Genomic DNA, 26,157 nt, shown 5'->3' on the forward strand with positions numbered 1-26,157 from the left:
GAGACCGCCATGCGCGTGGCGGCAGGCGCCATCGCCAAGAAGTATCTGGCCAGCCAGGGGATCACCGTGCGCGGCTACATGAGTCAGCTCGGCCCCATCGCCATCGACTTCCAGCAGTGGGAATCGGTGGAAGAGAACCCCTTCTTCTGCCCCGACCCGGACAAGGTGCCCGAGCTCGAGGCCTACATGGACCAGCTGCGCCGCGACCAGGACTCGGTGGGCGCCAAGGTGTCGGTGGTGGCCGAGGGCGTGCCGCCGGGCCTCGGCGAGCCGGTGTTCGACCGCCTCGACGCCGAGCTGGCCCACGGTCTGATGAGCATCAACGCGGTCAAGGGCGTGGAGATCGGCGATGGCTTCGCCTCGGTGGCGAGTCGGGGCAGCGAGCACCGCGACGAGATGACCCCGGAAGGCTTTCTCTCCAACCATGCCGGCGGGGTGCTGGGCGGCATCTCCAGCGGCCAGGCGATCGTCGCCCACCTGGCCCTCAAGCCGACCTCCAGCATCACCACGCCGGGCCGCTCGATCGACCTGGACGGCAACCCGGTCGAGGTGGTGACCAAGGGGCGCCACGATCCCTGCGTGGGCATCCGCGCCACGCCCATCGCCGAGGCGATGATGGCGTTGACCCTGATGGATCATCTGTTGCGCCATCGCGGTCAGAACCATGACGTGGCGGTGACCACCCCGCGGCTATCCTGAGGCCGTGACTGCTACACTGATCGGCACCAGCTCATTCATCTTCGACAAGGCGGTCATATGAAGATCAACGTCGAGTTCGACCTGACCCCGGACGAGTTTCGTCGCGCCCTGGGGCTGCCCGACGTGGAGGCCTTCCAGCAGGAACTGCTGGGGCGCATCCAGAAACAGATGGAATCCGGCGTCGAAGGCTACGACCCCATGAGCCTGATGCAGCCCTTCCTCCAGCAGCCCGCCTTCCAGCAGGGCCTCTCCCAGGGCCTGGCCAGCTTCGGCAACTACCAGCAGATGATGCTCGACATGCTCAGCCGCGCCGCCTCTGGCACGCGAGGCGGCGAGGGGGGCGAGCACGGCGGCGAGGCCGCGGGCGGCGCCGGCAAGGAGGGTACCAGGGCCGGCGCCGCCAGTGCCCGCTCGCGAAGCCGGCGAGACGGCTGACGCCCATCGCCTCCCCCGGACGTGACGCCTGTCATTCGCTTGCAACGCCTGGCGTGCGAGACTAGTCTTTGTGCAGTGCAGCACGGCTTTCGTCAGCGTTCCCCACGGGAGGAATCACCATGCAGGACAAGACGTTCGACGCCTTCAACGAGCAGACTCGCCAGCTCTTCGAGCCCATGCGCAAGCTCAACTCCCTGATGCTCCAGAACATGGAGCGCGTCAGCGAGTACCAGATGGAATCCCTCAAGCGCTACAGCCAGATGGGCACGGAGCGCCTGCGCGACGCCACCGAGGTCAACGATGCCGAGAGCCTGCGCGATTTCGGCACCCGTCAGGCCGAGATGATGAACGAGCTCTCCCAACAGATGCTGGAAGACGCCCGGGCGCTCGGCGAGATGAGCCTGCAGTTCAAGACCGAACTGGAGAAGCTCTACGCCGAGTCGGGCCAGGCACTGGCCGAGCAGGCCGGCCAGCCGGCGGCCAAGTCCGGCGGCCAGTCGGCGAGCGAGAGCAAGCCGGCCCCGGCCAAGTCGACCAGCCAGGCGGCGCGCAAGCGCAGCAGCTGAGTGACAGGATGACGTGACGGCCGCCGTCCTCCGCCGAAGGAGGGGCGGTGGCCGTGCGTGTATGGCAGTGCGACAGGAGGGGTCAATGCAGCCAGGGGTTGAAGCACCATCACAGGCCGATCTCGAGGCCTGGAACGAACAGATCCGAGCGATCGGCGAGGAGTACCGGGCCCTGATGGGGGACCTGTTGCCGCGGATGATACCGGACGATGCCGCGGGGTCCGTTCAGGCCCACATGCGCGAGGCCTTCCAGGCCGGCGCCGAATCGCTGATGCAGGATCCATCCCTGCTGTGGGAGACCCAGTCGCGGCTGCTGCAGGATCAGTTCCAGCTGTGGCAGAACGGCATGCGGGCCATGGCCGGAGAGACTGTGGAGCCGCTGGTCACGCCGGCCAAGGGCGACCGTCGCTTCCAGGACGAGGCCTGGACCCAGGACCCCTACTATCTGGCGATCATGCAGCAGTACCTGCTGTTCTCGCGGCTGGTCGAGGAGCTCATCGCGCGGCTGCAGGGGCTGCCCGACGACCAGAAGCGCAACCTGGCCTTCTACGCGCGCCAGCTGGTCAACGCCATGGCGCCGACAAACTTCATCAGCACCAATCCCGAGGTCATGCGCCGCACCCTCGAGACCCGCGGCGAGAACCTGGTCGAGGGGCTGGCCCGGCTGCGTCATGACCTGGCCAATTCCGCCGAGGGGCTCAACGTCACCATGACCGACCGCAGCGCCTTCGCGGTGGGCGAGAATATCGCCGTCACGCCGGGCGCGGTGGTCTACGAGAACGAGCTGATCCAGCTGATCCAGTATGCGCCGAGCACCGAGCAGGCGTTCAAGACGCCGCTGTTGATCGTGCCACCCTGGATCAACAAGTACTACATCCTCGATCTTCGCCAGGACAACTCGCTGGTCAAGTGGCTGGTGGACCAGGGGCACACCGTCTTCCTGATCTCCTGGCGCAACCCCGGGCCCGAGCAGCGTGACCTGACCTGGGCCGACTACATGCAGCTCGGGCCGATCAGCGCCATGGAGGCCATCGAGCAGGCCACCGGCGAGAAGTCGGTCAATCTGCTCAGCTACTGCGTCGGTGGCACCCTGGCCGGTTCCACGGTGGCCTACCTGACCAGCACCCGGCGCGGGCGCAAGGTCAAGTCGGCGACCTACATGACCAGCCTGTGGGACTTCCGCGATCCCGGCGAGATCGGCGTCTTCCTCGGCGAGCCGGTGCTCAAGGGCATCGAGGCCAAGCTCGAGCAGGACGGCTACCTGGACGGCCGGGTCATGGCCTATTCCTTCAACCTGCTGCGCGAGAACGACCTCTTCTGGTCCTTCTACATCAACAACTATCTCAAGGGCGACGTGCCTGCGCCCTTCGACCTGCTTTACTGGAACACCGACGGCACCAACCTGCCGGCGGCGACACACGGCTGGTATCTGCGCCACCTGTACGCCGAGAACCGGCTGGTCGAGCCCGGCGGCATCGAGCTGGACGAGGTGAAGATCGACCTGCGCAAGATCTCGGTGCCGAGCTACTTCGTCTCCACCCGCGACGACCACATCGCCAAGTGGAACAGCACCTACTACGGCGCGCTGCTGCCCAAGGGGCCGGTCACCTTCGTGCTGGGCGGCTCCGGCCATATCGCCGGCATCGTCAACCCGCCCCACAAGAACAAGTACGGCTTCTGGACCAACGACGAGCTGCCGCCGACCCCGGAGGAGTGGCTGGAGGGTGCCCAGGGCCACGAGGGCTCCTGGTGGCCCCACTGGCAGGCCTGGATGACCGACAACGGCTACGCCGACGCCGAGAAGAAGGTGCCGTCCCGCCATCCCGGCGACGGCGAGCTGGACATCCTGGAGCCGGCCCCCGGCCGCTATGTGAAGATGACCATTCCCGAGGTGCTGGGCAAGGATCCGACGTCGTCGGGAGCCTGAAGCTTTACGCTGTAAGCCGTAAGAAAAACGCCCCCAGACGGGGGCGTTTTCGTTGGCAGCAAACAAGTGTGAAGCCGTTGCCCCTGGGGATCAGCGGCAGTCCAGCCACCACGGTCCCGATCGGGCCTTGCCGGATATACTCCCCGGGGATTTTCTCTAGCTACACTCCCCGGCTTACGGCTTACGGCTTACGGCTTACGGCTTACGGCTTACGGCTTACGGCTTACGGCTTACGGCTTACGGCTTACGGCTTACGGCGAAGCCGCAGCCCCGGCAGCACCAGTAGCGCGCCGAGCAGCCAGACCGGCCAGCTGCCGGTGCGCGAGAAGGGCGTGAGGCCTTCCATCGGCGTGATCTCGCCGGTGAGGGTCGCTGTCTCGAACTGCGGGGCCCGGGCGGTGACCCGGCCCTTGGCATCGATCAGCGCGGTGACGCCGTTGCTGGTGGCGCGAACCACCGGGCGGCCGTTCTCCAGGGCGCGCAGGCGGGCCATCTGCAGGTGCTGCAGCGGCCCGATGGAGGCGCCGAACCAGGTGTCGTTGGACACCGTCAGGATCACGTTGGCGTGCCGGGCCTGGGCGGCCACCAGGTCGGCGTAGATGATCTCGTAGCAGATGGCATTGCCGATGCGGGTGCCCGCCACCTCCAATGGTGCCTGGTCGTCCGGGCCCGGGGTCATGGCCGGCATCGGCAGGTCGAAGAAGGCGATGGCGCCGCGCAACAGGCTGTCCAGCGGCAGGTACTCGCCGAACGGCACCAGGTGGCGCTTGAGATAGGTGTCCTCGTCGCCGACCTCGATCACCCCGTTGTAGAAGCGGCCGGCCTCGTCGCGGGTCAGGATGCCGGTGAGCAGGGCGGTCTCCGGAGGCAGCAGGGTCTGGGCCCGCTCGAGGACCGGCCGGGCCTGGTCGGCGAACATCGGCAGCGCCGCCTCGGGCCAGATCACCAGGTCCTGGGTCTCCTCCAGCGCGGCGGTCTGCGACAGGTAGGTGTTGGCGGCCTGACGCTGGCCCTCCGGCGTCCACTTGATCAGCTGGGGCAGATTGCCCTGCAGCAGGGCGACGCGCAGCGGTTCGCCGGCGGGGCGGGTCCACTGGTCGGGCAGGCCCAGCGGCGCGAGCCACAGGGCGGCCAGCGGCAGGGCGGCCCACCAGTGGCGGCGCAGTATGGCCACGCCCAGGGCGCCGGTGAGGGCCACCAGCAGCGACAGCAGATAGACGCCGCCGATCGGTGCCCAGCCTGCCAGAGGGCCATCCACCTGGCCGCTGCCCAGCAGCAGCCAGGGGAAGCCGGTGAACAGCCAGGTGCGCAGCGCCTCGCCGAGCACCCAGGCGCCGGCGAAGGTCAGCACGGACAGCCGCGGCCCGCACAGGCGTCGGTAGAGGCCCAGGGTGACGGCGAAGAACAGCGCCAGGGCGGCGACGAACAGCACGGTCAGTGCCAGCGCCAGGGGCACGCCGGTGTAGCCGTAGTCGTGGATCGACACATAGACCCAGGAGGCACCGGTGCCGAACAGTCCGAGGCCATAGCACCAGCCGCGCCAGGCGGCCTGGCGGGCGTTGAGCGACGGCAGCCCGGCATACAGCAGCCCGGCGGCCACCGGTGCCAGCCACCAGAGGTGGAAGGGCGCGGCGGAGAGGGTGGTGAAGCCCCCGGCGACGAGCGCCGCCAGGGGGCCGAAGAACCGATGAAGGCGGGGGGGCGTCATGGCACCGTCCTTGGTGATAGGGGCCTGGGAGCAGGCGCTCAGTCCTCGGCGTCCTCGGCGGCCGGCTCGGCCTCCAGCAGGCGGATGCGGCGATTGTCGGCATTTAGCACGGTGAAGCGCCAGCCGCCGATCTCGGTATGCTCGCCGCGGCCGGGGAGGTGGCCGAAGCGCTGCATGACCAGCCCCCCGAGGGTGTCGAATTCCTCGTCGGAGAAGCGCGTGCCGAAGCGCTCGTTGAAGTCCTCGATGGGCGTCAGGGCGCGGATCGCATAGCGCGACTCGCCGAGCCGGCGGATGTCCTCTTCCTCGTCGGTGTCGTGCTCGTCCTCGATGTCGCCGACGATCTCCTCGAGGATGTCCTCGATGGTGACGATGCCGGCGGTGCCGCCGTATTCGTCCACCACCACGGCCATGTGGTTGTGGGTGTCGCGGAACTCCTTGAGCAGGCTGTTGAGCCGCTTGGACTCCGGCACGAACATCGCCGGGCGCAGCACTTCCTCGAGTTGGAAGGGGTGGCCGTTCTCCTGGCCCTGGCGCAGCAGCGGCAACAGGTCCTTGGCCAGCAGGATGCCCTTGACCTCATCGAGGTTCTCGCCGACCACCGGGTAGCGGGAGTGGCCGGTCTCGAGGATCACCGAGAGGTACTCCTCGAGGGGCTGGTCGAGGCCGATGGCGGTGACCTGGGAGCGCGGGATCAGCACCTCGCGGACCTGCTGGTCGCTGATGTTCAGCGCCCCCTCGATGATCATCATGGCGTCCTGCTCGAGCTTGAGCCGAGACGACGCCTGACGCAGGAACTCCAGCAGCTCGTCCCGGGAACTCGGCTCGTCGCTGTCGCTGGACAGGGCGCTGAACAACTTGTCGAACCAGGACTTGCTGCCCTGGCCGGTCGATCGGTCTTCGCTCATGCGTCGGTTCTCTCGTCCTCGGTGTCGGAATCGCGATGTGGCGGACTAGGCGTGAGGTAGGGGTCGGCGATGCCCAGCTCGGCGAGGATCTCCCGCTCGAGTGTTTCCATCGCCTCGGCTTCATCGTCCTCGATATGATCATGGCCCAGCAGGTGCAGGGTGCCGTGGATCACCATGTGAGCGTAGTGATCCCGCGCCGACTTGTCCTGATCGCGGGCCTCGGCGAGCACCACCGGGTGGCAGATCACCAGGTCGCCGAGCAGCGGCAGCGCCATGCCCGGCGGGCACTCGAAGGGGAAGGACAGCACGTTGGTGGGTTTGTCCCGCTCCCGGTAGTCGCGATTGAGCGCCCGGCTCTCGGGGCCATCGACGAAGCGCACGGTCATTTCCGTGCGGGCCTCGTCGGGATAGCGTGCCAGCACCGCCTCCATCCAGGCCGCGAGGTCGGCCCGGCTCGGCAGGTCGTCGGCCTCGAGCGCCACCTGGCGGTCGATCTCGACGCGCGTCATGCGTCGTCCTCGCGGCCGTTCTGGCGGTCGCGGCGTTCCTGATTCAATTGTCTTTCCTGACGCAGCGCCTCACGCTCCTGCTCCCGGGCCTCGCGCTTGGCGCGGCTCTGGGCCTCCTCCTCGGCCTCGAACAGGTCGTAGGCCTCGATGATCCGTTGCACCAGCGGGTGGCGGACCACGTCCTTGGCGGCGAAGTGGGTGACGCCGATGCCCGGGGTGTCCTTGAGCACGTCGAGCACCTGGATCAGCCCCGAGGTCTGGCCGCGGGGCAGGTCGACCTGGGTGATGTCGCCGGTGATCACCGCGGTGGAGCCGAAGCCGATGCGGGTCAGGAACATCTTCATCTGCTCGCGGGTGGTGTTCTGGCTCTCGTCGAGGATGATGAAGGCGTTGTTCAGGGTGCGCCCGCGCATGTAGGCCAGCGGCGCGATCTCGATGATCTGGCGCTCGATCAGCTTGGCCACCTGCTCGAAGCCGATCATCTCGTAGAGGGCGTCGTAGAGCGGGCGCAGGTAGGGGTCGATCTTCTGGGCCAGGTCGCCGGGCAGGAAGCCGAGCTTCTCGCCGGCCTCCACCGCCGGGCGCACCAGCAGGATGCGACGCACCTCCTGCTGGTTCAGCGCCTCCACCGCGGCGGCCACGGCCAGGTAGGTCTTGCCGGTGCCGGCCGGGCCGATGCCGAAGTTGATGTCGTGGGCGCGAATGCTCGAGACGTAGCGCTGCTGGTTGAGCCCCCGCGGCTTGATCAGCATCTTGGGGGTGCGCAGCAGCACTTCGTCGTCGCCGTGGCTGCCTTCCTCTTCCTCCAGCGCCTGGAGGCCGGATTCCTGCAGGAAGAGGTGCACGGTGTCCGGGGTCAGCTCGCTGGCCTCGGCCTCGCGGTAGAGGTGCTCGACGACGTTGGACGCGGCCTTGACCCGGGGGCCGGGGCCGGCCAGCTGGAAGACGTTGCCCCGGTTGCGCAGGGTCACGCCGAGCCGTTCCTCGATCAGCTTGAGGTGCTCGTCGTGCTGGCCGCAGAGGTTGGCCAGTCGCTGGGGATCGTTGGGCTCGAGGTTCAGGGTGATGACGCGGTTGGCCGCGGGGGCTGGCTGGCTCAAGACGGGCGAGTCCGTGAGTTGATGGATGTCGGGGTCAGCTTACTGCCCCGGAAGCTACAAGGGCAATGAAGGGGGCTCGGAAACAGGGCGGGGCTGATCCGGCGACAGGCCTTCGATGAGGCGCTGTGAACCCATCCCTGGGCGCTACCGACGCCCTGCTTCGCTCTCGCGTCCTGCTCTGCTTGCAGGACCTGTGCTGGCCATCCATGGCCAGCCCGTTCGAAGCAGTGCTTCTCACCCATGGCGTAGGACCTCCTCTTCGGCCTGTCCCCGGCGCCCCTTGTTTCTGTGCATCTCTACTCGGCCTGAGGAGGGTTCAGAAACGCTCCGGCGAGGCCAGGTCGCCGCGCAGCGAGTTGGGCAGGGCCTCGGTGATCTCCACGTCGACGAAGTAGCCGATCAGCTCGGTGGGGTTCGGCGCGCGGAAGTTGACCACCCGGTTGTTCTCGGTGCGGCCGGACAGCTGGCCCGGGTCCTTGGGCGAGAAGCCGGTGACCAGGATGCGCTGGGTGCTGCCCACCATGCGCCGGCTGATCTGCATGGCCTGCTGGTTGATACGCTCCTGAAGGATCGCCAGGCGCTGCTTCTTCACGTCTTCCGGGGTGTCGTCGGCGAGGCCCGCGGCCGGGGTGCCGGGCCGGGCCGAGTAGACGAAGCTGAAGGAGACGTCGAAGCCGATGCGACCGATCAGGTCCATGGTGTTCGCGAAGTCCTCCTCGGTCTCGCCGGGGAAGCCGATGATGAAGTCCGAGGAGAAGCTGATGTCCGGACGCAGCGCACGGATGCGCTCCAGCTTGTCCACATATTCCTCGACGGTATGGCCGCGCTTCATGGCCGCGAGGATGCGGTCGGAGCCGGCCTGCACCGGCAGGTGCAGGTGGCTGACCAGCTCGGGGATCTCGCCGTAGGCCTCGATCAGGCTGTCGGAGAACTCCACCGGATGCGAGGTGGTGAAGCGGATGCGGTCGATGCCTTCCACCGCCGCCACGCAGGCGATCAGCTCGGCCAGGTCGATCTCCTCGCCGAGCTGGTTCTCGCCGCGGTAGGCGTTGACGTTCTGGCCCAGCAAGTTGATCTCGCGCACGCCCTGGTCGGCCAGGTGGATCACCTCGTCCATCACCGCCTCGAAGGGCCGCGAGACCTCTTCGCCGCGGGTGTAGGGCACCACGCAGAAGGTGCAGTACTTGGAGCAGCCCTCCATTACCGAGACGAAGGCGGTGGCGCCGTCGGAGCTCGGCCGGGGCAGGTGGTCGAACTTCTCCACCTCGGGGAAGGTCACGTCGACCACCGAGATCTGATCGTCCCGGCGGGCATCGAGCATCGACGGCACCCGGTGCAGGGTCTGGGGGCCGAACACCATGTCGACCTGGGGCGCGCGCTTGCGCAGCGCCTCGCCCTCCTGGCTGGCCACGCAGCCGCCTACCCCGATCACCAGGTCCGGGTTGGCCTCCTTGAGCTTCTTCCAGCGGCCAAGCTGGTGGAAGACCTTCTCCTGAGCCTTCTCGCGGATCGAGCAGGTGTTGAGCAGGATGACGTCGGCGTCGCGCTCGTCGTCGGTGAGCTCCAGCTGGTGGGATTCGCCGAGCAGATCCGCCATGCGTGCGGAATCGTACTCGTTCATCTGGCAGCCATGCGTCTTGATGAAGAGTTTCTTCGCCATAAGAATAGGTCGTGGCGCCTGGGCCCGACGGGTTGCACCGGTGGATGATCGTTCGCAGGAAGGCGGCCGGCGTGGCCGTCCGATGAGGGCATTCATTATACGCGCCCTCGCAAGATGGGGCCAGGGCGCCGGCCGGGACTGTGGTACCCTTGCCGGTTCCGGTCGGGCCGGTGGCTGGTCAGGAAATGATCGAAGCGTTGTCGTGTCGACAGCCATGCCGCCTGGCCGAGGGTTTCCAGCGGTTTTCCCGGCAGTTGTCCACAGATGCTGTGGATGATCCGGAGAGCCGTTCTCATCGCGGTCGGCCGGCGGGGATGGTCCGGTCACGGCCGCCATCGCTGCGAGCGACGCACATAGAGCCTTGGACAGCCAGGACGATGGCATGACGATGCAACGCTACAAGACATTGATGACCCTGGGCATGGTGCTCGGGGCCCTGGCCCTGCCGGCGCAGGCCCAGCAGGACGACGCCCAGAGCGCTTCACAGGATGCTTCCCGGTGGGTGTCCGACGACCTCACCACCTACGTGCGCAGCGGGCCCACCGACGGCTATCGCATCGTCGGCACCCTGACCGCCGGCGACCCGGTGGAACTGCTCGAGACCCAGGGCGACTACAGCCGAGTGCGCAGCCAGAGCGGCGACGTGGTCTGGGTACCGTCCAGCAATATCCAGGACGTGCCCAGCGCGCGGGTGCAGCTGCCCGAGCTCGAGACCCGGGTCCAGGAGCTCTCCGAGGAGCTTTCCGGCATCAACGAGACCTGGGAGAGCCGCATGGCCTCGCTCACCGAGACCCTCGACGTGCGCGAACAGCGCATCGCCGATCTGGAACAGCGCAACCAGGCCCTCGAGTCGGAGAGCGAGGCCTCTCGCTCGACCGTCCGCGAGCTGCGGGCGCGCCTCGACACCCAGGAGGAGGACCTGCTGATGCGCTACTTCATGTACGGCGGCGGAGTGGCCGGGGCCGGCCTGCTGGTGGGGCTGATCGTGCCGCATCTGCCGCGTCGGCGTCGCAAGCGCGACCGCTGGTTCTGAGGGCGCGCCATGAGCAACGAGTGGCTCGACCGCTGGCGTGAGGGACGCATCGGCTTCCACCGCCACGACGTGCATCCTGCCCTGGCCGGACACTGGCCGACGCTGGGCGTCGCGGCCGGCACCAAGGTCCTGGTGCCGCTGTGTGGCAAGAGCCTGGACATGCGCTGGCTGGCCCGCGAGGGGCATCCCGTGCTGGGCATCGAGCTGGCCGATGAGGCTATCTCGCAGTTCCTGGGCGAGGGGGACGGCGAGGTTTCGCGGTATCACGGCGACGGCTTCGAGATCAGCCGTCAGGGTAACGTGGAACTGTGGCGCGGCGACTTCTTCCACTTCCATATCGAGGCCGCCGCCGAGGTGGGCGCCTTCTACGACCGGGCGGCGCTGATCGCGCTACCCGAGGCGACCCGCCAGCGCTACGCCTTTCACCTGGCCCAGTTGATGCCGCCGGGAGCTCGCGGGCTGTTGATCGGCCTGACCCGAGCCCCCGGTGACGAGGGCGGGCCACCCTACAGCGTGAGCGCCGAGGAGATCCGCGCGCTGTTCGCGCCCAACTTCGAGGTGGTGCACCTCGAGGATGGCGCGCCCGAGCCGGGCAGCGGGTTCCGGGAGAGCGTCTGGGCGCTGACCCGGCGCGGCCCCAAGGTCTAGGCGCGAGTACGCCGAGGCGCCGGGCGGCGCGTCAGCGGGCCAGCAGGCTCGCCAGTTCCGGGTCGCGGAAGGCGCGGTCCAGGGCGTCGGACAGCAGCTCCTCGATCATCGCCTGGTTGGCATCACGATCCGGTTTTACCGCGTATTGCTGGGTGCGCCGGGCGGTGTAGGTCCCGGTATAGGTGGTGCCGTCGTTGTGAGCCTCGGCCTCCAGCACCGCCGTCAGGCGCACGCTGCCGACCATCGGCGGGGCGTCGCCGCGGCCATAGTCGAGCCGTTTCAGGGTCAGCGCCAGGCGCGGTTGCCCCGGGGCACTGTCGCGGGTCGGCCGAAACCCCATGTCGCGCACCGCGCGTTCGGCCTCGGCCTGCAGCCGCGGCGTCAGCTCGCCCGGGTCGACGATGACCACCGCGGTGGATCCGGCGCTGCCGGAGCGGGTGCCGATCACCGCTTCCTGGCGGCTGTCGCTAGCGGTCACGCCGACCGCCTGCCCCTGGCCTGCGGCCGGCACCTGGACGCTGCGCTTGGGGTCCGGTTGCAGGTAATGGGGGCCGGCGCACCCGGCGAGTCCCGCCAGGGTCAGCAGCAGGGCCGTGAGGGTCAGAAAACGTCGACGTCGCATGGCACTTCCTTGGTGAATTGGCGAAGGCATCGAGTATAGCCTCGTCACCGCAGCCTATGCATTCGCGTCAGCCGGCGAGCGGGGCGGGGCTGGGGCGTGCCGCCGACGAGTCGTCCGCGAAGCGATGCCAGCGTCGCGGCAGCGCGAACAGCCGCTGGCCCCGGGTCAGGGCGAGGCGCTCGAAATCCGCATGGCGCACGGTGGCGAGCCAGGGGCCGGGCAGCCAGTCGGCGGCCAGCTCCACGCGCACTTCCGCGCCGACCGGCGAGATGGCGGTGACGGTCACCGGCAGGTGGGCCGACTCGCGGGGCGCCTCGTCCAGCGCCACCTCGTGGGGGCGAAGCAGCAGTTCCTCCGCGCCATCCGGCAGGTCGACATCGAGCCGGGCGTCGCCGCAGGTGAGGACACCATCTTGCACCCGCCCCTCGAGGCGGTTCACATCGCCCAGGAACTCGAACACGAAGCGATTGCCCGGGGCGCGATACAGCGCCTCCGGGGTGTCGATCTGCTCGATGCGGCCATTGCTCATCACCACCACGCGATCGGAGAGTTCCAGGGCCTCTTCCTGGTCGTGGGTGACGAAGACGCTGGTGAAGTTCAGCTCGTCGTGCAGGTGGCGCAGCCAGCGGCGCAGCTCCTGGCGGACCTTGGCATCCAGGGCGCCGAAGGGCTCGTCGAGCAGCAGGACGTCGGGGCGCAGGGCCAGGGAGCGGGCCAGCGAGACGCGCTGCTGCTGGCCTCCGGACAGTTGCGCCGGATAGCGCCCCGCCAGCTGCTCCAGCTGGACCATTTCCAGCAGGCGATGCACGCGGGCGCGGATCTCGCCGCTGGACGGACGCTGTCGCCGCGGCATCACGGTCAGGCCGAAGGCCACGTTGTCGTAGACCGTCATGTGACGGAACAGCGCATAGTGCTGGAAGACGAAGCCGATGCGTCGGTCGCGGACATGCAGCCGGGTGACGTCGCGCTCGCCGAACAGGATGCGGCCGGCGGGCTGGCGATCGGGGGTCTCGAGCCCGGCGATGATGCGCAGCAGCGTGGTCTTGCCGGAACCGGAGGGGCCGAGCAGGCCGATCAGCTCGCCCTGGCGGATGTCGAGGTCGAGGGGCGCCAGGGCCTGGTGGCGGCCCCCGCGGCCATAATGCTTGGCGATGTTCTCGAGACGAATGCTCATGCGGAAGCCTCCCGGCGCGTGGCGCGCCACTCCAGGCCGGCCTTGGCGGCCAGCGTGAACAGGGCGATGAGGGCCAGCAGGGCGGCGCTGGCGAAGGCGCCCACGGTGTTGTAGTCCTGGTACAGCAACTCGACGTGCAGCGGCAGGGTGTTGGTCTCGCCGCGGATCGCCCCGGACACCACCGACACGGCGCCGAATTCACCGACCGCCCGGGCATTGGTCAGGATGACGCCATACAACAGCGCCCAGCGAATGTTCGGCAGGGTGACCCGGCGAAACAGCTTGAAGCCCGAGGCCCCCAGGGTGACCGCCGCCTCTTCTTCCCGCGAGCCCTGGGCCTGCATCAGCGGAATCAGCTCCCGCGCCACGAAGGGGCAGGTGACGAAGATGGTGACCATCAGGATGCCCGGCCAGGCAAACATCAGCTGGATGTCATGGGCGTCCAGCCAGCCACCGAGCCAGCCGTTGCGGCCGTACAGCAGCAGGTAGACCAGACCGGCCACCACCGGCGAGATGGCGAAGGGAATGTCGATCAGCGTCTGCAGCAGTCGGCGCCCCGGGAAGCGAAAGCGCGTCACCAGCCAGGCCAGCATCACGCCGAACACCAGGTTCACTGGAATGGTCAGCACGGTGATGAAGATCGTCAGGCCGATGGCGGACAGCGTATAGGCGTCGCTGACGTTGCGCCAGAAGCCGCCCAGGCCCTCGGCGAGGGCCTGGGCGAAGATCGCCACCAGCGGCAGCAGCAGGAAGAGTGCGGCCAGCGCCACGGCGGCGCCGATCAGCAGGCGGCGCAGGACGGGAGCGTCCCCGATTCGTTGCATCAGGCATTCCCTCCGTGCAGGCGGCGGTCTTGAGAACAGGCGGCCCGGGACGCGCCCCTGCCATGTCGCCGTCGAGCCATAACGTCATCGGTGCGTGTCATCAGTGGCTCCCTCCGTGCAGGCGACGGCCGTGAGAGCAGGCGGCCCGGGACGCGCCCCTGCCATGTCGCCGTCGATCCATACCGACATCGGTGCGTGTCATCAGTGACTCCCTCCGTGCAGGCGGCGGTCTTGAGAACAGGCGGCCCGGGACGCGCCCATGCCATGTCGCCGTCGAGCCAGAACATCATCGAGGCGGGCATCAGTGGCTCCCTCCGTGCAGGCGGCGGATAAAGCGTCCCTGCCAGAGATTGATGGCCAGCAGCAGGATCAGCGAGGTGGCGAGCACCACCGAGGCGATGGCCGAAGCGCCGACATAGTCGTATTCCTGCAGCTTGACGAAGATCATCAGCGAGGTGATCTCGGTCTCGTAGGGCATGTTGCCGGCGATGAAGATCACCGCGCCGAACTCGCCGAGCGAGCGGACGAAGGCCAGCCCGGTGCCGGTGACCAGCGCCGGCCACAGGTGGGGCAGGATCACGCGGCGAAAGGCCACGCCATCGCGGGCGCCCAGCGCCATGGCGGCCTCATCGATTTCCCCCGGCAGGTCCTCGAGGATCGGCTGCACGGTACGCACCACGAAGGGAATGCTGGTGAAGGCCATGGCGAGTGCGATGCCCACCCAGGTATAGGCGACCTCGATGCCCAGCGGGGCCAGCGCCTTGCCCATCCAGCCGCTGCTGGAATAGAGCGTGGCCAGGGTGATGCCGGCCACCGCCGTCGGCAGGGCGAAGGGCAGGTCCATCAGGGCATCGAGCAGGCGCTTGCCCGGGAAGTCGTAGCGCACCAGTACCCAGGCCAGCAACAGCCCGAACAGCGCGTTGATCAGCGCGGCGACCGCGGCGGCGCCGATGGTGGTCAGGTAGCTGGCCACGACCCGGCCTTCGCTGATGATCGCCCAGTATTCGCCCGGCGACAGCCCCGAGAGCTGGCCGACCAGGCCGGTGAGCGGTAGCAGCAGGACCAGCGACACGAAGGTCAGGCTGATGCCGAGGGACAGGCCGAAGCCCGGCAGCACGCGCTGCCGGGCCCGGGGAAGTGACGGGGAGAACGCCGCTGCCTTCATGATGATGCCTCGTTCATGGCGTCACTCAACGGCGCTGCAGGCGATCGAGGGTGCCGCCACTCTTGAAGTGGGTCTCCATGGCCTGGTCCCAGCCGCCGAAGACGTCCTGGACCTCGAACAGCTCGGTCTCGGGGAAGCGATCGCTGAAGGCCTCGACCACCGCCTCGTCATGCACGCGGTAGTTGAAACCGGCGAGCATCCGCTGGGCCTCTTCGGTATAGAGGTAATCCAGGTACGCCTGGGCCAGCTCGGCGTTGCCGTTCTCCTCGGCGTTCTCGCCGACCACGGCGACCGGGAACTCGGCCAGGATGCTGACCGGCGGCACGATCACCTCGTACGCGTCGCTGCCGTACTCCTGGCGAATGTTGTTGACCTCGGACTCGAAGCTGATCAGCACGTCGCCGATGCCGCGCTCGATGAAGCTGGTGGTGGCGCCGCGACCGCCGGTATCGAAGACCTTGACGTTGCCGAGGAAGGTGCGCATGAAGTCTTCGATCTGCGCCTCGTCCCCGTCGAAGGCGCGATCGGCGGCGCCCCAGGCGGCCAGATAGGTGTAGCGGCCATTGCCCGATGTCTTGGGGTTGGGGAACACCAGCTCGACGCCTTCCTCGGCCAGGTCGGCCCAGCTCTCGATGCCCAGGGGGTTGCCCTCGCGCACCAGGAAGGCGGTGGTGGAGTAGTAGGGCGAGGCATTGTTGGGCAGCTGCGCCTGCCAGTCCTCGGCCACCAGGCCGGCATCGGCCAGCACCTGGACGTCGGTGACCTGGTTGTAGGTCACCACGTCGGCCCCGAGCCCCTGCAGGATGGCGCGGGCCTGCGCCGACGAGCCGCCATGGGACTGCTTGATGGTCAGGGTGTCGTCATGGTCCGCCTCCCAGTGTGCCTTGAAGGCCGGGTTGATCTCGGCGAACAGCTCCCGGGCGATGTCGTAGGACGAGTTGAGCAGCTCGCGCTCGGCGGCCATGGCCGGGGCGGCGAGACCGATGCCCAGGCCGGTGGCGACGACGGCAGTGGAGAGGGTGCGACGGACGAGGGGCAGCGGCGACATGATGACTCCTTGGATCCACGAAGGGTTGACGTTGAAGGCCAAGGTAATAATCGCCAAGTGTAATTACAAGCGTGTTATTAATTCCTTTTTTATCTAAGGCTATCGACAAGGGACACCAGGCCTGGCGGTGCGAGGCGCGAGGCGCGAGGCGCGAGGTGCGAGGTGCGAGGTGCAAGGCAATAGAAAAGAGGGAAGAGGGAAAGAGAAAGTAAAGAAAGTAGAGAAAGTAGAGAAAGGGAGTGCCCCCGGCCTGGCCGGGGGCATGGGCCATCAGAGTCCGATGGCGGATGAGGTGGAGCGGCGCGGGTCGGCGCCGCCATGGAAGCGGCCGTCGTCGATCACGATCGACTGGGCGGCGCCCATGGCCGACTGCTGGCTGATGGTGTGGCCGCGGGCCTCCAGCAGCGACAGGGTGTCGGGGCTGAAGCCGGCCTCGACGCGCAGCTCGTCGGGCAGCCACTGGTGGTGCAGGCGCGGGGCGCTGACCGCCGACTGGATGTTCATGCCGTGATCGATGACGTTCATCAGCACCTGCAGGGTGGTGGTGATGATCCGCGAGCCGCCGGGGCTGCCGGTGATCAGGAAGTTCTCGCCGTCGCGCTTGACGATGGTCGGGGTCATCGACGATAGCATGCGCTTGCCGGGCTCGATCTTGTTGGCCTCGCCGCCGATCAGGCCGTAGGCGTTGGGCACCCCGGGCTTGGCGGAGAAGTCGTCCATCTCGTTGTTGAGCAGGAAGCCGGCGCCCTCCACGGCGATGCCGGAGCCGTAGCTGAAGTTGATGGTGTAGGTGTTGGAGACCGCCAGGCCGTCGTCGTCGGCGATCGAGAAGTGGGTGGTCTCGTTGGACTCATAGGGCGCCGGGTCGCCGGCGGAAATCTCGGCGCTGGGCGTGGCCCGGTCGATGGCGATCTCGGCGCGCAGCTCGTCGGCGTAGCCCTCCGAGGTGATGCCGTCGAGGGGCACCTCGACGAAGTCGGTGTCGCCCAGGTGCTCGGCGCGGTCGGCATAGGCGCGTTTCATGGCCTCGGCCATCAGGTGCATGGTGTCGGCGGCGCCGAAGCCCAGTTCGCCGATGTCGTAGGCCTCGAGGATATTGAGCATCTGCACGATGTGGGCGCCGCCGGAGGAGGGCGGGCTCATGGCGTAGACGTCATGGCCGCGGTAGGTGCCGTGGCTGGGTTCGCGGATCTCCGCCTGGTAGCCGGCCAGGTCCTCGCGGGTGATCAGGCCGTCGTGGCGCTCCATCTCGGCGACGATCAGCTCGGCGGTCTCGCCCTCGTAGAACTCCCGTGCACCCTGCTCGGCGATGCGCTTGAGCGTCGCGGCGAGGTCCGGCTGGCGGAAGGTCTCGCCCACGGCGTAGGGGCTGCCGTCCTCCTTGTAGAACATCGCTTCGGTGGCGTCCCATTTCGTCAGGCGTTCGCCGGCCTCGGCCACGCCGTCGACGAACCGCTGGGGTACCACGAAGCCGTCCTCGGCCAGGCGGATCGCCGGCGCCAGCGCTTCGGCCAGGCTCAGGGTGCCGTATTCCTCGAGGGCCAGCGCCAGGCCGGCCACGGTGCCGGGGACCCCGGCGGCGCGGTGGGTGAAGCGCGACCACTCGGATACGGCGTTGCCGTCCTCGTCCTGGAACATGGTCTCGGTGGCGGCGGCCGGCGCGGTCTCCCGGTAGTCGATGGCGATCACCTCGCCGCTGTCCTCGTCGGAGATCAGCATGAAGCCGCCGCCGCCGATGTTGCCCGAGCGCGGCTGGGTCACCGCCAGGGCGAAGCCGGCGGTGACCGCCGCATCCACGGCGTTGCCGCCGTCGGCGAGCACGTCATGGGCGACCTGCGAGGCCAGGAAGTGGCTGGTGGCCACCATGCCCCGTTCGCCTACCTCGGGGTGGAAGCGCTCGCCCTCGAGGATGGCCGACTGGGCCAGGGCGGCGGTCGGGGCGGCGAGTGCGGCACTCAACATGCCGGTGCCGAGGGCACGGCGCAGCTGGGAGAAAGGCATTGACGCCTCCTTGGTCATGAACGGCGGAACCTTCACTATTGTCGCCGAACGCCGATGGCGCAAGGCGGTCGCGCGCGTTCCTGTTAGAATGCCGGCCATCATGACCGCGACTCGACAGGACCCCCGTTACATGAGCGATTCGACGCCCGATTACCAGCTTGCGCCCTCGATCCTTTCCGCCGACTTCGCCCGCCTCGGCGAGGAGGTGGACGATGTCCTCGCCGCCGGCGCCGACATCGTCCATTTCGACGTCATGGACAACCATTACGTGCCGAACCTGACCATCGGCCCGATGGTCTGCGAGGCGTTGCGCAAGCACGGCGTCACCGCGCCCATCGATGCCCACCTGATGGTCAAGCCGGTGGATCGGCTGATCGGCGACTTCATCGACGCCGGCGCCACCTACATCACCTTCCATCCCGAGGCCTCCGACCATATCGACCGCTCGCTGCAGCTGATTCGTGACGGCGGCTGCAAGCCCGGCCTGGTGTTCAATCCGGCCACCCCGCTGTCGTTCCTCGACCACGTGATGGACAAGGTCGACATGGTGCTGCTGATGAGCGTCAATCCCGGCTTCGGTGGCCAGTCCTTCATTCCGGCGACCCTCGACAAGCTGCGCGAGGCGCGCCGGCGCATCGACGCCTCGGGGCGCCCGATTCGCCTGGAGATCGACGGCGGGGTCAAGGTCGAGAATATCGCCGAGATCGCCCGCGCCGGGGCGGATACCTTCGTCGCCGGCTCGGCGGTGTTCAAGGCCCGCAACGCGGCCGACCCGCACCGCTACGACGGCATCATCGGCGAGTTCCGCCGCGCCCTGGCCGAGGCCTGAGCGTGACGCAGGCGGCCGCGGGGCCCGAGTGGCATCTCTACGTGATCGAGACGGCCGCCGGGGCGCTCTATACCGGCATCACCACCGACGTGACCCGGCGCCTCGCCGAGCATCGGGCCGGGCGCGGGGCCAAGGCGCTGCGTGGCAAGGGGCCGCTGCATCTGGTATATCACGAACGTGTGGGGGCGCACGGCGAGGCGCTCAAGCGCGAGGCGGCGTTCAAGCGGCACAGCGCCGCGGCCAAGCGACGCTGGCTGGCAGAACGTCGGAGCAACGCGGAAACGGGGGCGTCCCCCTCGGAAGGCGCCGAGTAGATCGACGGGCGGCGCAAGGCATATGGAGCGCAGGCGGCGCCTGGGAGGATAAGCGACGGCGTCGCGCATCTTGCAACATGGCGATTTGCCCATGCAGGCACTGATCCAGTGCCTGCCTAACGTGACAGGGAGAGCAAATGGACACGCAATGGATCACCGACTTCGTGCAGGTGCAGGGCGCGAGCTTCGTCATCAACCTGGTGGCGGCACTGGCCATCTTCGTGATCGGCCGCTGGGTGGTGAAGCTGCTGCACGGCTTCGCCGTCAAGGCCATGCAGCGCGGCAGGCTCGACCCGCTGCTGGTCAAGTTCCTGGGCAATATTCTCTTTGCCCTGATGATGGTCTTCGTGGTGCTGGCGGCGATCAGCCAGGTGGGTATCCAGACCACCTCGCTGATCGCCGTGCTCGGTGCCGCCGGCCTGGCGGTGGGTCTGGCGCTGCAGGGCTCGCTGGCCAACTTCGCCGCGGGGGTGCTGGTGATCATCTTCCGCCCCTACAAGATCGGCGACTACGTGGAGGGCGGTGGCGTCTCCGGCACCATCGACGACGTGCAGATCTTTACCACCGAGCTCAGGACGCCGGACAACCGCAAGATCATCGTGCCCAACGGCCAGATGATGAGCGGTGCCATCACCAACTATTCCAGCCATGACACCCGCCGGGTGGACCTGGTGGTCGGCGTCGGCTACGACGACGACATCGATACCGTGCGCCGGGTGCTGGAGAGCGTGGTGGCCGACGACCCGCGGGTGCTGGCCGACCCCGCGCCCAACATCCGCATGTCCGCCATGGGCGACTCCAGCGTCAACTGGATCGTGCGCCCCTGGGTCCAGGCGGCGGACTACTGGGACGTGTTCTGGGAGATGACCGAGGAGATCAAGCGCCGCTTCGACGCCGAGGGCATCAGCATTCCCTTCCCGCAGCGCGACGTGCACGTCTATCACCACCCCGAGAAGGAAGGTGAGGCGAGCCTCGAGCGCTGAGCCTGCCTTCCGCAAACGACGCGGGCCCCGGCAATCGCCGGGGCCCGCGTCGTTTCAGGCGAGCCCAGCCGCGCTCAGTGCAGCTTCAGGCGCGGCTTCAGGAACCTGTTCAGGCCGTCGACGACCACCATCAGGCCGGTCTTCAGCGAGCCATGGATCGCCCGCTGATGCATGCGATAGAGCGAGGCATAGAAGAGCTTGGCCAGGTGGCCCTCGATGAACAGGCTGCGCGCCGAGGCGCCGCGCATCAGGCTGCCGATGGCGTCGAAGTGGGCCAGCGAGATCAGCGAGCCGCGGTCGCGGAACACGAACGGCTTGAGGGGCTTGCCGTCCAGGCGGGCCAGCAGGTTCTTGTAGAGCCGGTCGGCCTGCTGGTGGGCGGCCTGGGCCCGGGGTGGCACCGTGGAGCCATCCTCCTGGGGGCAGCTGGCGCAGTCGCCGAAGGCGAAGATGTCGGCGTCGTCGAGGCTCTGCAGGGTGGCCTCGACCTTGAGCCGATGGTTGCGCTCGGTGGTCAGGCCCAGTTCCGAGAGCAGGGCGGGGGCCTTGATGCCGGCCGCCCAGACGCCGAGGTCGATGTCGATGCGCTCGCCGTCGGCGGTGACGATGGCCTGCTCGGTGACCTCGGTGACCCGGGTGTCGACGTGCACGCGCACGCCCAGGCGCTCCAGCTCGGCGTGCACCGCGCCGCTGATGCGTTCGGGCAGGGCGGGCAGTACCTTGGGGGCCGCCTCGATCAGGTGGACCTCGAGGTGGGCGCTGTCCAGGGTGGTGAAGCCGTAGCTGTTGAGCATCTGCGAGGCGCCGTAGAGCTCGGCGGCCAGTTCCACGCCGGTGGCGCCGGCGCCGACGATGCCCACTACCATCTTCGCCGAGGGCTCTTGTGGCGCGTTGTAGCGCAGGAAGGCGTTGAGCATGGCCTGGCGGAACTGCTCCGCCTGATGCGGGCTGTCGAGGAAATGGCAGTGTTCGGCGACGCCGGGGGTACCGAAGTCGTTGCTGACGCTGCCCAGGGACAGCACCAGCTCGTCGTAGGGGACCGACCTGGCGGGCAGCACCTCGGCGCCGTCGTCGTCGAGCACCGGCGCCAGGGTCAGGGTCCGGGCCTCACGGTCGAGGCCGGTGAGGGTGCCGAGCTGGAACTGGTAGCCGTGGGCGCGGGCGTGGCCCTGGTAGGAAATTTCATCAAGTCCCGAGTCCAGCGCCCCGGTGGCGACCTCGTGGAGCAGGGGTTTCCAGATGTGGGTGGGGTTGCGATCGACGAGCACGATCTCGGCACGCTTGCGCTTGCCGAGCTTGCGGCCGAGCCGGGTCACCAGCTCGAGTCCGCCCGCGCCTCCGCCGACCACCACGATGCGTGGTAGCGTCATGCGAGACTCCTGAAGAAAGTGGAAAAGGACACTTGCGTAAAGGGTCGCCTGGGTCGTGGCGGGCGTCTCGTCGGCGTCACGGGCCGCAGTGAGGCGGTCGTGGCGTCGCGAGGGCTCGCGCCCCGGTAGCGGCGACGTCTGCCCCTAGCATATGCCTCTCGCCGGTTGCTGCCTATGCCCCAAAACGGGTAGTGGGCCACCGACTCGGTAATATGACATTCCTTGGCCGCCGTCGCCGTGCCATGCTGTCCGCCGATTCATCCTCGACCTGCTGCCGGGAGCCCGTCATGCATGCCCTGTTGTCCGATATCCATTTGCTGGCCTTCGATCTCGACGGCACCCTGGTCGATTCGGTGCCCGACCTGGCGGCGGCGGTAGACGCCGCCCTTCAGGAGGCGGGGCTGGCGCCTGCCGGCGAGGCGAGGGTGCGGGACTGGGTGGGCAACGGCTCGCGGGTGCTGATGGAGCGCGCGCTGCAGGATGCCTTGGGCGAGGCGCCGGCCTCGGCCTTCCTGGACGCGGCCCACGAGCGCTTCCTGGCCCGCTATGGCGAAACGCCCTGCGCCCGGACCCGGCTCTACCCCGGCGTGAGCGAGGCCCTGCAGGCGCTCTCTGTCAGCGGCCGGCCCCTGGCGCTGGTGACCAACAAGCCCGCGGCCTTCATCGCGCCGATCCTCGAGGCCACGGGCATCGCCGAGCATTTTTCGCTGTGCCTGGGCGGCGACAGCCTGGCACGCCGCAAGCCCGACCCCCTGCCGCTGCTCCACGTCGCCGAGCATTTCGACGTGCCGCCGGCCCGCTGCCTGATGGTCGGGGATTCGCGCCATGACATCGCCGCCGGCAAGGCGGCGGGCTTCCGCACCCTGGCGGTGCCCTATGGCTACAACCATGGCGAGCCGGTGGCGGCGAGCCGGCCGGATGCGATAGTTGAATCGCTGGCGGAACTCGTTTAGGGTAAATCGAGTTGCGCTATAATAGTGCGGCAATTGATAATTTTTCGTTATATACGATCCCGACATCGCCCGATGGAACCCTGCATCATGCCGGCTTTTTCCGCTTCCTCGACCGCCGTCCGCCTTCCTCGTGCCACCGGCATGCTCGGCGGCTGGCGATGGTGACGCTCGTGTCCTGAGTCGGTGCCGACCGTCTCCCACCGCGCTACCCACCTTCATCACTCCGAGGAAACGGGCCCATGATGACCCTCGAACGCTTCCAGTCGCTGGCCGAGGCCGGCTACAACCGCATCCCGGTCACCCGCGAGGTGCTGGCCGACCTCGACACGCCGCTGTCGACCTATCTCAAGCTCGCCGACGCGCCCTGGACCTTCCTGCTGGAGTCGGTGCAGGGCGGCGAGAAGTGGGGCCGCTACTCGATCATCGGCCTGCCGTGTCGGGAACGCATCGAGGTGCGCGGCTACCGGGTCTCCCACATCGTCGACGGCGAGACCCAGGGCGTTGCCGAGGTCGAGGATCCGCTGGCCTGGATCGAGTCCTTCCAGGCGCGCTTCAAGGTGCCGCGCCTGGACGACCAGCCGCGTTTCGACGGCGGCCTGGTCGGCTACTTCGGCTACGACACCATCCGCTACATCGAGCCGCGGCTCGCCGGCGTCGAGAAGCCCGATCCGCTCGGGGTGCCCGACATCCTGCTGATGGTCAGCGACGACCTGGTGGTGTTCGACAACCTCTCGGGGCGCCTGACGCTGTGGACCCACGTCGATCCCGCCGAGCCGGAGGCCCATGCCCGCGCCACCGCGCGGCTGGAGGCGCTGGAGTCGCAGCTGCGCTCGCGGCTGGTGGAGACCCGCAGCCCCGGCACCGGGCGTCACGACGTGTCGGAGGACGACTTCCACGCCAGCTTCAGCGAGCAGGGCTACAAGGACGCGGTCGAGCGCATCAAGGAGTACGTCAAGGCCGGTGACGTGATGCAGTGCGTGCCGTCGCAGCGCATGTCGATTCCCTATCAGGCGCCGCCGCTGGATCTCTACCGGGCGCTGCGCAGCCTGAATCCTTCGCCCTACATGTTCTTCCTCAACCTCGATGACCACCAGGTGGTGGGTTCCTCGCCGGAGATCCTCACCCGCCTCGAGGAGGGCGAGGTGACGGTGCGGCCCATCGCCGGCACACGCCACCGCGGAGCCACCGAAGAAGAAGATCGTGCCCTGGAGGCCGACCTGCTGGGCGATCCCAAGGAGATCGCCGAGCACGTCATGCTGATCGACCTGGGGCGCAACGACGTGGGGCGCATCAGCGAGCCCGGCTCGGTGACGGTCACCGACAACATGACCGTCGAGCGCTACTCCCACGTGATGCATATCGTCTCCCAGGTCACCGGCCGGCTGCGCCCCGGCATGACCGCCATGGACGTGCTGCGCGCCACCTTCCCGGCGGGCACCCTGTCCGGGGCCTCCAAGGTGCGGGCGATGGAGATCATCGACGAGCTCGAGCCGGTCAAGCGCGGGGTCTATTCCGGGGCCGTGGGCTATCTCTCCTGGCATGGCAACATGGATACCGCCATCGCCATCCGCACCGCCGTGATCAAGGACGGCGAGCTGCACGTCCAGGCCGGCGGCGGCATCGTCGCCGACTCCGACCCCGAGGCCGAGTGGCAGGAGACCATCAACAAGCGTCGCGCCCTGTTCCGCGCCGTGGCCATGGCCGAGCGCGGGCTGGACAACCTCGAATGAGGGCGTCTCGAGGCAGCGCCGGGCCCTGTCATGGCGGGGGCCGGGCGTCTTGACAGGATCGGCCGCCGACGAGCACTATGACGAGCATGAACGTACCAGATCAGACATTCGGCCCGATGGCGTGGTGGCGCTCCTGAGCGAAGGGGCGGCACGCTTGCGACCGAAGAAAATGCCGCCGTCAGGGCGGCATTTTTGTGTCTATTGATCCCTGCACGGCTGGCAGGCCCGACTCGCCGACCCGGGCAAGATGCTGGGTAACAATCACCGGATCACGAATCCAAGTCTAGGAAATCAGGATCTTATCGCCATGTCCGTGCTGATGATCGATAACTACGACAGCTTCACCTTCAATGTCGTGCAATACCTGGGCGAGCTCGGGGCCGAGGTGGTGACCCATCGCAACGATGCCCTCACCCTGGAGCAGATCGAGGCCCTGGCGCCCAGCCACCTGGTGGTCTCGCCGGGGCCCTGCACGCCCAACGAGGCCGGCATCTCCATGGAAGCGATCCGCCACTTCGCCGGCCGCCTGCCGATCCTCGGCATCTGCCTGGGCCATCAGGCCATCGGCCAGGTGTTCGGCGGCGAGGTGCGGCGCGCCCCCGAGGTCATGCACGGCAAGACCTCGCGGATTCGCCATCGAGGGCAGGGCGTGTTCGCCGGCCTGGAGGACCCGCTGGAGGTCACCCGCTATCATTCGCTGGTGGTGGACCGCGACAGCCTGCCGGCCTGCCTCGAGGTCACCGCCTGGACCGACGAGGACGACGTCACTCCCGGGCTGATCATGGGCATGCGCCATCGCGAACTCGATGTCGAGGGCGTCCAGTTCCATCCCGAATCCATCCTCACGCGCCAGGGCCATGAGCTCCTGGCCAACTTTCTCGAGCGTCGCTGAATGCTGCCACTGCCAAAGGAGAAGACGGCCATGCAGATGCGGGAAGCCCTCGGCGCCTTGATGCGCCGCGAGAACCTGAGCTTCGATCAGACCCATGCGCTGATGACCACCATCATGACCGGGGAGGCCAGCGACGCCCAGATCGCCGCCTTCCTGATGGGGATGGCGATGAAGGGCGAGTCCCCACAGGAGATCAGCGCCGCCGCCCAGGTGATGCGCGAGCTGATGAAGCCGGTGACCCTGCACGCCGAGAACGTGGTGGACATCGTCGGCACCGGCGGCGACGGCGCCAACCTGTTCAACGTCTCCACCGCCTCGAGCTTCGTGGCCGCCGCCGCCGGCGCCCACGTGGCCAAGCACGGCAACCGCGGGGTGTCGTCGTCGTCGGGCAGCGCCGATCTGTTCGCCGTGGCCGGCATCGGCCTCGACCTGGCCCCCGACCAGGTGGCGCGCTGCATCGAGGAGGTGGGCGTCGGCTTCATGTTCGCCCCCAACCACCATCCCGCCATGCGCCACGCGATCACCGCGCGCCGCGAGATGGGCGTGCGTACCCTGTTCAACATCCTCGGGCCGCTGACCAACCCGGCCGGGGCCCCGAATCAGCTGCTCGGCGTCTACGCGCCCGAACTGGTGCCGCTGATGGCCGAGGTACTCCAGCGCCTGGGCAGCCGCCATGCGCTGGTGGTGTATGCCGAGGACGGCCTCGACGAGATCTCGCTGGCCGCCCCCACTCGGGTGGCGGAGCTCAAGGACGGCGACATCCGCGAGTACACCATCGTCCCCGAGGACTTCGGCATCGCCCGCCATGACCTGGATGCCCTCAAGGTGAAGACCGCCGAGGACAGCCTGCGGCTGGTGGAGCAGGCGCTGACCGGCGAGGGCCCGGCGGCCGACATCGTGGCGCTCAACGCAGGGGCGGCGCTGTATGCCGCCGGCGTTGCCGACACCCTCAAGGAAGGCGTGGCCCTGGCGCAGGATGCCCAGGACTGCAAGCTGGCCCACGAGAAGCTCAAGGAGCTGGCCAATTTCACTCGCGTCTTCGCCCAGTAGCCCAGCTCA

Annotated in this window: 25 protein-coding genes; 13 read left to right on the top strand and 12 right to left on the bottom strand. The window is 68.1% G+C overall.

Translation table 11 applies throughout. The features are described from left to right. From aroC to phaC, 4 genes are all read left to right on the top strand, one after another. Positions 1 to 699 (top strand): chorismate synthase (gene aroC / locus ACXAFN_RS12335; RefSeq protein ID WP_474989104.1); only part of this gene is annotated, 699 nt, incomplete at its 5' end. A 57-nt stretch (positions 700 to 756) separates the two neighbouring features. Continuing rightward, complete coding sequence (locus ACXAFN_RS12340) at positions 757 to 1,134, top strand: DUF6489 family protein (protein ID WP_474989105.1); 378 nt, start codon at positions 757 to 759, stop codon at positions 1,132 to 1,134. Between the two features lie 119 nt (positions 1,135 to 1,253). After that, entirely contained in the window at positions 1,254 to 1,700 is a 447-nt protein-coding gene (locus ACXAFN_RS12345) for a phasin family protein (RefSeq protein WP_474989106.1), read from the top strand. An 85-nt stretch (positions 1,701 to 1,785) separates the two neighbouring features. Beyond that, complete coding sequence (phaC, locus tag ACXAFN_RS12350) at positions 1,786 to 3,627, top strand: class I poly(R)-hydroxyalkanoic acid synthase (protein WP_474989108.1); 1,842 nt, start codon at positions 1,786 to 1,788, stop codon at positions 3,625 to 3,627. Between the two features lie 244 nt (positions 3,628 to 3,871). On the opposite strand, the gene lnt is transcribed toward phaC, so the two are convergent. The 5 genes from lnt to miaB form a co-directional block, all read right to left on the bottom strand. Beyond that, complete coding sequence (lnt, locus tag ACXAFN_RS12355) at positions 3,872 to 5,335, bottom strand: apolipoprotein N-acyltransferase (protein WP_474989110.1); 1,464 nt, start codon at positions 5,333 to 5,335, stop codon at positions 3,872 to 3,874. Between the two features lie 38 nt (positions 5,336 to 5,373). Continuing rightward, a complete protein-coding gene (locus tag ACXAFN_RS12360; protein WP_474989111.1) occupies positions 5,374 to 6,243 on the bottom strand; it encodes an HlyC/CorC family transporter in 870 nt (289 codons plus the stop codon). After that, a complete protein-coding gene (gene ybeY / locus ACXAFN_RS12365; protein WP_474989112.1) occupies positions 6,240 to 6,752 on the bottom strand; it encodes an rRNA maturation RNase YbeY in 513 nt (170 codons plus the stop codon). Before ybeY ends, ACXAFN_RS12360 begins: the two co-directional genes overlap by 4 nt. Further along, positions 6,749 to 7,852 carry a PhoH family protein gene (locus tag ACXAFN_RS12370; RefSeq protein ID WP_474989113.1) on the bottom strand — a complete coding sequence of 368 codons (1,104 nt, stop codon included), beginning with the start codon at positions 7,850 to 7,852 and terminating at the stop codon, positions 6,749 to 6,751. Before ACXAFN_RS12370 ends, ybeY begins: the two co-directional genes overlap by 4 nt. Positions 7,853 to 8,168: 316 nt before the next feature. Continuing rightward, complete coding sequence (gene miaB, locus ACXAFN_RS12375; protein WP_474989114.1) at positions 8,169 to 9,512, bottom strand: tRNA (N6-isopentenyl adenosine(37)-C2)-methylthiotransferase MiaB; 1,344 nt, start codon at positions 9,510 to 9,512, stop codon at positions 8,169 to 8,171. A 382-nt stretch (positions 9,513 to 9,894) separates the two neighbouring features. Between miaB and ACXAFN_RS12380 the strand changes: the two genes are divergently transcribed. Further along, positions 9,895 to 10,545, top strand: a complete 651-nt coding sequence (locus tag ACXAFN_RS12380) for a TIGR04211 family SH3 domain-containing protein (protein ID WP_474989115.1) — start codon at positions 9,895 to 9,897, stop codon at positions 10,543 to 10,545. Between the two features lie 9 nt (positions 10,546 to 10,554). Then, entirely contained in the window at positions 10,555 to 11,193 is a 639-nt protein-coding gene (locus ACXAFN_RS12385) for a class I SAM-dependent methyltransferase (RefSeq protein ID WP_474989116.1), read from the top strand. A gap of 31 nt (positions 11,194 to 11,224) precedes the next feature. Here the strand turns inward: ACXAFN_RS12385 and ACXAFN_RS12390 are convergent, their stop codons facing one another. From ACXAFN_RS12390 to ggt, 6 genes are all read right to left on the bottom strand, one after another. After that, on the bottom strand, positions 11,225 to 11,815 hold the full coding sequence (locus ACXAFN_RS12390) for a YajG family lipoprotein (protein ID WP_474989117.1): 591 nt from the start codon (positions 11,813 to 11,815) through the stop codon (positions 11,225 to 11,227). A gap of 67 nt (positions 11,816 to 11,882) precedes the next feature. After that, positions 11,883 to 12,989, bottom strand: coding sequence for a sulfate/molybdate ABC transporter ATP-binding protein (locus ACXAFN_RS12395; protein WP_474989118.1), 1,107 nt, complete (start codon positions 12,987 to 12,989; stop codon positions 11,883 to 11,885). Next, positions 12,986 to 13,813, bottom strand: a complete 828-nt coding sequence (gene cysW, locus ACXAFN_RS12400) for a sulfate ABC transporter permease subunit CysW (protein ID WP_474989119.1) — start codon at positions 13,811 to 13,813, stop codon at positions 12,986 to 12,988. Before cysW ends, ACXAFN_RS12395 begins: the two co-directional genes overlap by 4 nt. 301 nt (positions 13,814 to 14,114) lie before the next feature. Further along, entirely contained in the window at positions 14,115 to 14,978 is an 864-nt protein-coding gene (cysT, locus tag ACXAFN_RS12405) for a sulfate ABC transporter permease subunit CysT (RefSeq protein ID WP_474989120.1), read from the bottom strand. Positions 14,979 to 15,003: 25 nt separating this feature from the next. Then, positions 15,004 to 16,026 (bottom strand): thiosulfate ABC transporter substrate-binding protein CysP, encoded by a 1,023-nt coding sequence (gene cysP / locus ACXAFN_RS12410; RefSeq protein WP_474989121.1) that lies wholly within the window; start codon positions 16,024 to 16,026, stop codon positions 15,004 to 15,006. A 270-nt stretch (positions 16,027 to 16,296) separates the two neighbouring features. After that, on the bottom strand, positions 16,297 to 18,027 hold the full coding sequence (ggt, locus tag ACXAFN_RS12415) for a gamma-glutamyltransferase (RefSeq protein ID WP_474989122.1): 1,731 nt from the start codon (positions 18,025 to 18,027) through the stop codon (positions 16,297 to 16,299). Between the two features lie 130 nt (positions 18,028 to 18,157). Here ggt and rpe point away from each other — a divergent pair, with 130 nt between their 5' ends. The 3 genes from rpe to ACXAFN_RS12430 all read left to right on the top strand — a co-directional run bounded on the left by rpe (position 18,158) and on the right by ACXAFN_RS12430 (position 20,153). Next, a complete protein-coding gene (gene rpe, locus ACXAFN_RS12420; protein WP_474989123.1) occupies positions 18,158 to 18,856 on the top strand; it encodes a ribulose-phosphate 3-epimerase in 699 nt (232 codons plus the stop codon). Positions 18,857 to 18,858: 2 nt separating this feature from the next. Beyond that, a complete protein-coding gene (locus ACXAFN_RS12425) occupies positions 18,859 to 19,170 on the top strand; it encodes a GIY-YIG nuclease family protein (RefSeq protein WP_474989124.1) in 312 nt (103 codons plus the stop codon). Positions 19,171 to 19,307: 137 nt separating this feature from the next. After that, entirely contained in the window at positions 19,308 to 20,153 is an 846-nt protein-coding gene (locus ACXAFN_RS12430; RefSeq protein WP_474989125.1) for a mechanosensitive ion channel family protein, read from the top strand. Between the two features lie 74 nt (positions 20,154 to 20,227). On the opposite strand, the gene ACXAFN_RS12435 is transcribed toward ACXAFN_RS12430, so the two are convergent. Further along, positions 20,228 to 21,523 (bottom strand): NAD(P)/FAD-dependent oxidoreductase, encoded by a 1,296-nt coding sequence (locus ACXAFN_RS12435; protein WP_474989126.1) that lies wholly within the window; start codon positions 21,521 to 21,523, stop codon positions 20,228 to 20,230. A 287-nt stretch (positions 21,524 to 21,810) separates the two neighbouring features. Between ACXAFN_RS12435 and ACXAFN_RS12440 the strand changes: the two genes are divergently transcribed. The 4 genes from ACXAFN_RS12440 (at position 21,811) to trpD (ending at position 26,148) form a co-directional block, all read left to right on the top strand. Continuing rightward, positions 21,811 to 22,476: a phosphoglycolate phosphatase gene (locus ACXAFN_RS12440; protein WP_474989127.1), complete on the top strand. Its 666-nt coding sequence runs from the start codon at positions 21,811 to 21,813 to the stop codon at positions 22,474 to 22,476. A 242-nt stretch (positions 22,477 to 22,718) separates the two neighbouring features. Further along, a complete protein-coding gene (gene trpE, locus ACXAFN_RS12445) occupies positions 22,719 to 24,206 on the top strand; it encodes an anthranilate synthase component I (RefSeq protein WP_474990138.1) in 1,488 nt (495 codons plus the stop codon). Between the two features lie 307 nt (positions 24,207 to 24,513). Further along, complete coding sequence (locus ACXAFN_RS12450) at positions 24,514 to 25,098, top strand: anthranilate synthase component II (protein ID WP_474989128.1); 585 nt, start codon at positions 24,514 to 24,516, stop codon at positions 25,096 to 25,098. A 30-nt stretch (positions 25,099 to 25,128) separates the two neighbouring features. Next, complete coding sequence (trpD, locus tag ACXAFN_RS12455) at positions 25,129 to 26,148, top strand: anthranilate phosphoribosyltransferase (RefSeq protein WP_474989129.1); 1,020 nt, start codon at positions 25,129 to 25,131, stop codon at positions 26,146 to 26,148. Positions 26,149 to 26,157: the final 9 nt, after the last annotated feature.

The organism is Halomonas sp. ABH4_019 (genome assembly GCF_056159885.1).